This is a genomic window from Pseudomonas emilianonis (assembly GCF_023072625.1).
In the GTDB taxonomy this organism is placed as follows: domain Bacteria; phylum Pseudomonadota; class Gammaproteobacteria; order Pseudomonadales; family Pseudomonadaceae; genus Aquipseudomonas; species Aquipseudomonas paraveronii.
The window spans coordinates 1-8320 of the sequence record NZ_JAKNRV010000235.1; the positions used below are offsets into that span (position 1 = coordinate 1).

The window sequence follows — 8320 nt, forward strand, 5'->3', positions numbered from 1 at the left end:
CGCACAGACGCGGTCGCCGACCTGCCAGGACGAGCCCGCGCCGACCTCGCTGATCACCCCGGAACATTCCAGGCCCAACACCGTGCTGACGCCCGGTGGCGGCGGATAAAGCCCCGCACGCTGCAATAAATCGGCGCGATTGAGCCCCGCAGCCGCCACCCGAATGCGAACCTGACCTACATCGCATGTAGGACTTGGCTCTTCCAACCACTCCACATGACCTTCAACGCCTTGCAATGCTTTCACAGTGCCTCCATAGTGAGTCTGGACTGAGCCCGTAGCTGTATCGCCGGGCTTTTTGCATTATGCGACCGGCCCATATGGAACCGGCGACTTCAAAGACGGCCTAATATGCGTTATCAATTGCCCCCGCGTCGAATCAGCATGAAGCATTTGTTCCCAAGCACCGCCCTAGCTCTTTTCATTGGTCTCGGCCTGTCGTCGATGTCGACCAATACGTTCGCAGCCAACAGCTGGGACAACCTTCAGCCTGATCGCGACGAGGTGATTGCGAGCCTTAACGTCGTCGAGTTGCTCAAGCGCCATCACTACAGCAAGCCGCCGCTGGACGACGCTCGCTCGGTGATCATCTATGACAGCTACCTCAAGCTGCTGGACCCGTCGCGCAGCTACTTCCTGGCCAGCGATATCGCTGAGTTCAACAAGTGGAAGACCCAGTTCGACGACTTCCTCAAGAGTGGCGACCTGCAGCCTGGCTTCACCATCTACAAGCGCTACCTGGACCGTGTCAAAGCGCGTCTGGACTTCGCCCTGGGTGAGCTGAACAAAGGCGTCGACAAGCTCGACTTCGCCGAGAAGGAAAGCCTTCTGGTGGATCGCAAGGACGCCCCTTGGCTGACCAGCACCGCCGCCCTGGATGACCTGTGGCGCAAACGCGTCAAGGACGAAGTGCTGCGCCTGAAGATCGCCGGCAAAGAGCCGAAGGCCATTCAAGAGCTGTTGACCAAGCGCTACAAGAATCAGTTGGCACGTCTGGACCAGACCCGTGCCGAAGATATCTTCCAGGCCTACATCAACACCTTCGCGATGTCCTACGATCCGCACACCAATTATCTGTCGCCGGATAACGCGGAAAATTTCGATATCAACATGAGTCTGTCGCTGGAAGGCATCGGTGCCGTCCTGCAAAGCGACAATGACCAAGTGAAGATCGTGCGTCTGGTGCCGGCAGGTCCGGCGGACAAGACCAAGCAGGTTGCACCAGCCGACAAGATCATCGGCGTGGCCCAGGCCGACAAAGAGATGGTCGATGTGGTCGGCTGGCGCCTGGACGAAGTGGTCAAGCTGATCCGTGGGCCAAAAGGCAGCGTGGTGCGCCTGGAAGTGATTCCGCACACCAATGCACCGAACGACCAGACCAGCAAAATCGTGTCCATCACCCGTGAAGCGGTGAAGCTCGAAGACCAGGCCGTGCAGAAGAAAGTCCTCAGCCTCAAGCAGGATGGCAAAGACTATAAGTTGGGCGTGATTGAAATCCCGGCTTTCTACCTGGACTTCAAGGCCTTCCGTGCCGGCGATCCGGACTACAAGAGCACCACGCGCGACGTTAAGAAAATCCTGACCGAGCTGCAGAAAGAAAAAGTCGACGGCGTGGTCATCGACCTGCGCAACAACGGCGGCGGCTCCCTGCAGGAAGCCACCGAGCTGACCAGTCTGTTTATCGACAAGGGTCCGACCGTGTTGGTACGCAACGCTGACGGCCGTGTCGACGTGCTCGAAGACGAGAACCCGGGTGCCTTCTACAAAGGCCCGATGGCATTGCTGGTCAACCGCCTTTCGGCCTCGGCTTCGGAGATTTTCGCCGGCGCCATGCAGGATTATCACCGCGCGCTGATCGTCGGTGGCCAGACCTTCGGCAAAGGCACCGTGCAGACCATTCAGCCGCTGAACCATGGCGAGCTGAAGCTGACGCTGGCCAAGTTCTACCGGGTTTCCGGGCAGAGCACCCAGCATCAGGGCGTACTGCCGGACATCGACTTCCCGTCGATCATCGACACCAAGGAAATCGGCGAGAGCGCCCTGCCCGAAGCCATGCCGTGGGACACCATCCGTCCTGCGATCAAGCCGGCGTCGGACCCGTTCAAACCGTTCCTGGCGCAGTTGAAGGCTGACCACGACACCCGCTCCGCCAAGGATGCCGAGTTCGTGTTTATCCGCGACAAGCTGGCCCTGGCGAAGAAGTTGATGGAAGAAAAAACCGTCAGCCTCAACGAAATCGATCGCCGCAAGCAGCACACCGACATCGAGAATCAGCAACTGGTGCTGGAGAACGTCCGCCGCAAGGCCAAGGGCGAAGACCCACTCAAGGAACTGAAGAAAGAAGATGAAGACGCGCTGCCGACCGAGGCGGACAAAACCAAGCCGGAAGACGACGCCTACCTGGCCGAGACAGGCCGGATTCTGCTGGACTACCTGAAAGTGACAAAACAGGTGGCCAAGCAGTAAATGATGGCGATTTAATGTGACCTCTCTGCGGAGTGTCATCATATAGACATCATTCTGTCGTGAAATATAGGACCGCTGGCTCACCGCCTGCGGTCCTTTTTTTTCGATCGAGATCGAGATCGCCATGACCATGACCGAACAGCTGAATGCATTGGGCTCTATCCTGGCTCAAGGCAGTTTGCACAGCCTGTTCCAACCGATCATCAGCCTGTCCGAACGGCGCATCCTCGGCTACGAGGCCCTGAGCCGTGGCCCGTCCAACAGCCCACTGCACTCCCCCGTCGCCTTGTTTGCCGTGGCCAGGCATGCCGGGCGCCTCAGCGAACTGGAAATAGCCTGTCGCGAAAGCGCGTGTCGGCGGTTCAGCGCGCAGAAGTTGCCGGGCAAGCTGTTTCTCAACATCTCGCCGGAATCCCTGATGGAAACCGCGCACCAACCCGGCCGCACCCTGCAACTGCTGCGGGACTTCGGCATCCCACCCAGCCAGGTGGTGATCGAACTCACCGAGCAGACGCCCACCGACGATTTCGACCTGCTGCAAACCGCCCTGCATCACTACCGCGACATGGGTTTCGCCATCGCGCTCGACGACTTGGGCGCGGGGTATTCCAGCCTGCGCTTGTGGTCGGAACTGCGTCCGGACTACGTGAAGATCGATCGGCACTTTATCGACGGCATCCACCAGGACGCGCTCAAGCGCGAATTTGTCGGTTCTATCCTGCAGATCGCTCGGGCGTCGCGCGCCCAGGTGATTGCCGAAGGCATCGAGCTACCGGAAGAGTTGGCGGTGTTGACCGAGATGGGCGTCGATCTGGTCCAGGGTTACTTGCTCTGTCGTCCCCAAGAACACCCGTCGCAGGAAGCGCGCCTGATGCTACCCAAACCCGACAACGCCAACATTGCCCTCAGCGAAGAAGGCAGTGACCTCAGTGCCCTGCTCAACGAGCAGCCGGCAGTGGATCAGGACACCGCCACCGCCCTGGTGCTGGAGTCCTTCCGCCGCCAGGCCAACCTCAACTCCCTGGCAGTGCTGGATGGACACGGCCGGCCGGTCGGCATTGTGCATCGCCATTCGTTGTCCGACGCCCTGCTCAAGCCGTTCGCCACCGACCTGTTTGCGCGCAAGCCGATCAGCCGCTTGATGAGCGATGATTTTCTCGCGGTGGAGTTGAGCCAGTCCCTGCAACAGGTCAGCCGGCTGCTGACCAGTCGCGCCCGGCAACGCATCGAGGAAGATTTCATCATCACGCTGAACGGCGATTACCTCGGCCTTGGCCGGGTGATCGATGTGCTCAAGCTGATCACCGAGGTGAAGATCCAGCAGGCACGCTACGCCAACCCGCTGACCCTGCTACCTGGCAACGTGCCGATCCAGCAATGCCTGACGCGGCTGTTGCAGCAACAGCGCGAATCGGTGATTTGCTACGTGGATATCGACAGCTTCAAGCCCTTCAATGACATCTATGGCTACGGGCGTGGCGACGAAGTGTTGCTGTGCCTGGCGCAATGCCTGAACGACCGGGTCGACCCCAGCCGCGACTTTGTCGGGCATATCGGCGGCGATGATTTTTTGCTGGTGCTCGGGCCGCAGGATTGGCGCAAACGGCTCAATCAACTGCTGGATGATTTCCACACCCAATGCCGGCGCTTTTATCGCGCAGAACACCTGGACGCCGGCTGCTTTGTGGCCTTGAACCGCCAGGGTGTACGCCAGGAGTATGCACTGCTGTCGCTGTCCATCGGCGTGGTGCATTTGTATCCACAGGCCTGTGGACAACTCGATGCCAGCCAGTTGGCGGAGCTGGCGTCGCAGGCCAAACACCATGCGAAGAATGTGGCCGGTTACAGCATCCATGTGATCGACAGCCTGGACATGCTGCCCCTGCCGGTTTAAGCCTCGGCAGATTCCGGGTACTCGTACTCGAACACGCGCACCACTTCCGAAGCGTGCCAGGACGCGGCGGCCACGCCATCGGAAGGCCCGCAAAAGCGCCCCAGGCGCTCCACGCATTCAAAGAAACCGGTACGCGGCAGGCGGCTGGCGCCTTGGCTGATCACCAGGGAACTGCGCAATGGCTGCTCGGCTTTGGCGTCCAGCGCCGCCAGGTGTTCCAGGGCTGCGGTGAGTGTCTGCATCGCCGGCGTGGGAAATTGCAGGCGCTCCAGCAGCGCACGGTAGGTCAGCAAGTGGCGCTGGCGGCGCGCCTGGTCCAGTTCGTTGAGTAACCCATCCCAGTGTTGACGGCTGATACGTAGGCTCAAGATTCATCCCTCCAACCTGCCACGCCCAATTCCCAGGCCAGGCTGCGGCGGATCGCGGCATCCGGCTGGCGTTCACCACTTTCGATCAATCCGAGGTACGAGGAGCTGATCCCCACGGTGCGGGCCAGGGTTTCGATGGCCAGCCCCTTGGCTTCGCGCAAGCCGCGCAGGTCTGCAAGCGGGTGCAGGTCCTGAGGAGGCGCGGCTTGGGCAGTAGAAGAAGGTGTTGGCGCAGGTTGCTGCTGACCGGCGGCTTTTAGCAGCGCCTGGTACTGATCCCATGGCAACACCGCGTACTCGGGCTCGCCATTCCGTGAAATTATCTGAATATCCATGACAGCCCCGTAGGATAACAACACTTACTAAGTAAGCACTTTCTTAGGAGTGTAATCCTAACAGCCACAAAGGTCGCAGGGGGATATCCGTGTCATGGGGCTTTTTGCGGGTTTTCCTGAGCCAGCAGCGCGGGCGTCGCTGGCAGGCGCTCAACCACGGCGAGCTTTTCCGGACGCTGCGCCTCACGCCAGGCGCGAAAGGCGCTCAGTTCGGCGCCCAGGCTCTTCATGACCCAGGCCAGCACGGCGATGTCGTCGAGCATGCCGAATACGGGGATAAAGTCCGGTATCGCGTCGATCGGGCTGAGGAAATACATCAGTCCTGCCACGACCGACACCAGCGCCTTCGGGCTGATCGCCCGGTACTCGCCCCGCCAGTAGGCCAGGCATAGGGCCTGGAGCAACTTGAGGTCATCCTTGAGCTTACCGAGGCGGTTGCCCTGGCTTGCGCCCTTGGCCGCCACGGCGAACAACAACGTCGGCAAGCGCCCACGCCCCAGCAGGCGCGCGGCCATGGGCAGGAAACGGGCGAAATTGAAGGGTGGTTTCATTCGGCACTCCAGTTCCATGGGTCAGAAAAGGTTATCCACACAAATTGTGGATAACCTTGTGAACAGAGCCCATTTTCATGGCTGAAAGCCACGGTTTACAAGGCTCGTAGTCAGATCGGGCGTTTTTTGCGCACATCAAAAAAACCCAAGAATTCATTGACTTGGCGCTTGCGTCCGGCTACCCGCACTCGAGTCTTTTATCAGACTGTTGCAAGTGACGGTTGTTCGTTTGGATTTGCACAGGCTGAGAGTGGAAGCACCCTGCACAAACAACAACGCCCCGTCGAGACGGGGCGTTGGGTGTTCAGGCGCCGATTACTTCTTGGCGGCTGGTGCGTCAGGAGCTTCAGCCTTGGCTGGGTCCTTGATGGCCAGCAGTTCCAGGTCGAATACCAGCACGGAGTTGGCCGGGATCGCCGGGCTCGGGCTCTGGGCACCGTAGGCCAGGTCGGATGGGATGTACAACTCGACCTTTTCGCCGACGTGCATCAGTTGCAGGCCTTCGACCCAACCCGGAATCACGCCGCTGACCGGCAGGTCAATCGGGCTGCCGCGATCCACGGAGCTGTCAAAGGTGGTGCCGTTGGTGAGCTTGCCTGTGTAGTGCACAGTGACCACGTCGGTCGGCTTAGGCTGAGCGCCGTCGGCTTTCTTGGTGATCTTGTACTGCAGGCCGGAAGCCGTGGTGACTACGCCGTCTTTCTTGGCGTTGTCTTCGAGGAATTTCTTGCCGGCGGCTGCCGACTCTTCGCTCATTTTGGTCATGCGTTCTTCAGCACGCTTCTGCAGTGCGGCAAACGCTTCAACCAGTTCGTCGTCTTTCAGCTTCTGCTCTTTCTTACCGACGGCATCTTCAATGCCCTGGGCTACCGCTTTGGAGTCCAGATCGTCCATGCCTTCTTGGGCAAGGCTTTTGCCCATGTTCAGGCCGATACCGTAGGAAGCTTTCTGCGCCGGGGTTTTCAGCTCTACGCTGGTCTGCGAATCACAACCCGCAAGTACCAGGCTAACCAGGGCCACCGCCGCCGCCAACCGATGCTGTTTCATGCTATTTCCTTGTTCATGCGCCAAAAGGGCAATCGAATAAAGTCGCGAGCTTATCAGGCGGCCACGACCAATGGCTACCGGCATCTGAGCAGGAAACTTCTGATAAGTTCACGTGTTTAAAAGCATTTTCATTCATGATGGACGCCCGCGACGGATCGCGGGACCGCCTGCCAGCAGGATCATGGCCACTTGCCGCACCTGTGGCGTAGTGGCATAACAACGCAATCACTCGACAAGGATAGTTATCTTGCGCATTTTTTCCCGTGTTTTACTGCTGATCCTCGCCCTGCTGGGCCTGATCCTGGCAGTGGTGCTCTATTACACCGCCAACCCCAGGCTGCCGGACTACGTCCCCGTGGAGCACGTGCATTACCAGGATCAATGGAGTGCCGCCGACCGCCAGACCTACTACTTCACGCCCCAGGGCACCCAGGTAAAAGGCCTGCATTACGACTGGTTCACCGCGCTGGAACTGCCGTTTTCCGAACAGCGCTTCGCCACGCCGGAGTACCTGGCACGCTTCGGTTTCCTGGTCGACCCCAGGCAAGTGCCCAGCCCACAAAACCCCGGCAACCTGCCGGTCGGCTTCGCCCGGCACAAGAACGCCGGCAGCAACACCGAATACCTGGACATCACCTGCGCCGCCTGCCACACCGGCGAACTGCATTTCAACGGCCAGGCCCTGCGCATCGACGGCGGTTCGGCCCAGCACGTGCTGCCCTCCAGCGTGCCGACCTTGCGCGGCGGCAGTTTCGGCCAGGCCCTGGTGGCCAGCCTCGCCGCGACGTATTACAACCCGTGGAAATTCGAACGCTTCGCCCGCCAGGTGCTCGGCCACGATTACGATGACCACAATGAAGACCTGCTGCGCCAAGACTTCAAACAGTCGCTGAACCAGTTCATCAAAGTCGCCTGGAACGATACCCACCGTGGCCTCTACCCCACCGAGGAAGGCCCGGGGCGCACCGATGCCTTCGGCCGCATCGCCAACGCCAGCTTTGGCGACGCGATTTCCCCGGAGAATTACCGAATTGCCAACGCGCCTGTGGACTACCCGCAGTTGTGGGATATCTGGACGTTCGACTGGGTGCAATGGACCGGTTCGGCGCAACAACCGATGGCCCGCAATATCGGCGAAGCCCTTGGCGTGGGGGCGACTCTGGACTTCTTCGACAGCGCCGGCCAGCCGCTTCAGGGCGACGCACGCTACCCGTCGAGCGTGCGGGTGCGCGACCTGAACCTGATCGAAGAAACCCTGCAGCGCCTCAAGCCGCCGACCTGGCCGGAAGACCTGTTCGGCGCCATCGACAAGCCCCTCGCCGCCCAGGGCCGCACGCTGTTCGCCGAAAACTGCGCCGGCTGCCATGTGCCGGCCGTCACCCAGCAAAATGGCCGCCCGGTGCAGCAACTGAAAATGCTCCCGGTGGACTACATCGGCACCGACCCCAGCACCGCCAGCAATATCGCCGACCAGCGCTATGACCTCAGCGCCTTGAAGTGGGACCCGGCAGAATTGGCCCAGTTGAACGTCGAGTTGCACCCCGCGCCCACCGAACCGCTGGACCTGAAAAAAATCTCCGTGGCCAAGGGGCTGGCCTACGTCACCGCGTTCGTTGAGGACCACGCCTACCGCGCCGCCGGCGTCACCCCGGCCGAGCG

At 60.4% G+C, this 8320-nt stretch carries 8 protein-coding genes; 3 read left to right on the forward strand and 5 right to left on the reverse strand.

Translation table 11 applies throughout. The annotated features are described in order from the left end of the window. The coding region (locus L9Z73_RS20440) for an alcohol dehydrogenase catalytic domain-containing protein (protein ID WP_247404690.1) at positions 1-246 on the reverse strand (246 nt) is incomplete at its 3' end. Positions 247-384: 138 nt separating this feature from the next. Here L9Z73_RS20440 and L9Z73_RS20445 point away from each other — a divergent pair. Continuing rightward, entirely contained in the window at positions 385-2466 is a 2082-nt protein-coding gene (locus tag L9Z73_RS20445) for a carboxy terminal-processing peptidase (RefSeq protein WP_247404693.1), read from the forward strand. A 124-nt stretch (positions 2467-2590) separates the two neighbouring features. After that, positions 2591-4360, forward strand: a complete 1770-nt coding sequence (locus L9Z73_RS20450) for a bifunctional diguanylate cyclase/phosphodiesterase (RefSeq protein WP_247404696.1) — start codon at positions 2591-2593, stop codon at positions 4358-4360. Here the strand turns inward: L9Z73_RS20450 and L9Z73_RS20455 are convergent. The 4 genes from L9Z73_RS20455 to L9Z73_RS20470 all read right to left on the reverse strand — a co-directional run bounded on the left by L9Z73_RS20455 (position 4357) and on the right by L9Z73_RS20470 (position 6661). After that, positions 4357-4728 (reverse strand): hypothetical protein, encoded by a 372-nt coding sequence (locus L9Z73_RS20455; protein WP_247404699.1) that lies wholly within the window; start codon positions 4726-4728, stop codon positions 4357-4359. The genes L9Z73_RS20450 and L9Z73_RS20455 overlap by 4 nt on opposite strands. Further along, a complete protein-coding gene (locus tag L9Z73_RS20460; RefSeq protein WP_247404702.1) occupies positions 4725-5063 on the reverse strand; it encodes a helix-turn-helix domain-containing protein in 339 nt (112 codons plus the stop codon). The genes L9Z73_RS20455 and L9Z73_RS20460 overlap by 4 nt, the downstream gene beginning before the upstream one ends. A gap of 92 nt (positions 5064-5155) precedes the next feature. Beyond that, the gene (locus tag L9Z73_RS20465) at positions 5156-5614 is read right to left on the reverse strand and encodes a YkvA family protein (RefSeq protein ID WP_247404705.1); all 459 of its coding nucleotides are present in this window, start codon (positions 5612-5614) and stop codon (positions 5156-5158) included. A gap of 315 nt (positions 5615-5929) precedes the next feature. Further along, complete coding sequence (locus L9Z73_RS20470; protein ID WP_247404708.1) at positions 5930-6661, reverse strand: FKBP-type peptidyl-prolyl cis-trans isomerase; 732 nt, start codon at positions 6659-6661, stop codon at positions 5930-5932. Positions 6662-6908: 247 nt separating this feature from the next. Between L9Z73_RS20470 and L9Z73_RS20475 the strand changes: the two genes are divergently transcribed. Continuing rightward, positions 6909-8320, forward strand: a 1412-nt coding sequence (locus tag L9Z73_RS20475) for a di-heme-cytochrome C peroxidase (protein WP_247404712.1), incomplete at its 3' end; no start/stop codon positions are given.

Bases quoted from the DNA above. Each gene is read 5' to 3' on its own strand.
- L9Z73_RS20465 (WP_247404705.1), bottom strand. From the start codon at position 5,614: ATGAAACCACCCTTCAATTTCGCCCGTTTCCTGCCCATGGCCGCGCGC.
- L9Z73_RS20445 (WP_247404693.1), top strand. From the start codon at position 385: ATGAAGCATTTGTTCCCAAGCACCGCCCTAGCTCTTTTCATTGGTCTC.
- L9Z73_RS20470 (WP_247404708.1), bottom strand. From the start codon at position 6,661: ATGAAACAGCATCGGTTGGCGGCGGCGGTGGCCCTGGTTAGCCTGGTA.
- L9Z73_RS20450 (WP_247404696.1), top strand. From the start codon at position 2,591: ATGACCATGACCGAACAGCTGAATGCATTGGGCTCTATCCTGGCTCAA.
- L9Z73_RS20460 (WP_247404702.1), bottom strand. From the start codon at position 5,063: ATGGATATTCAGATAATTTCACGGAATGGCGAGCCCGAGTACGCGGTG.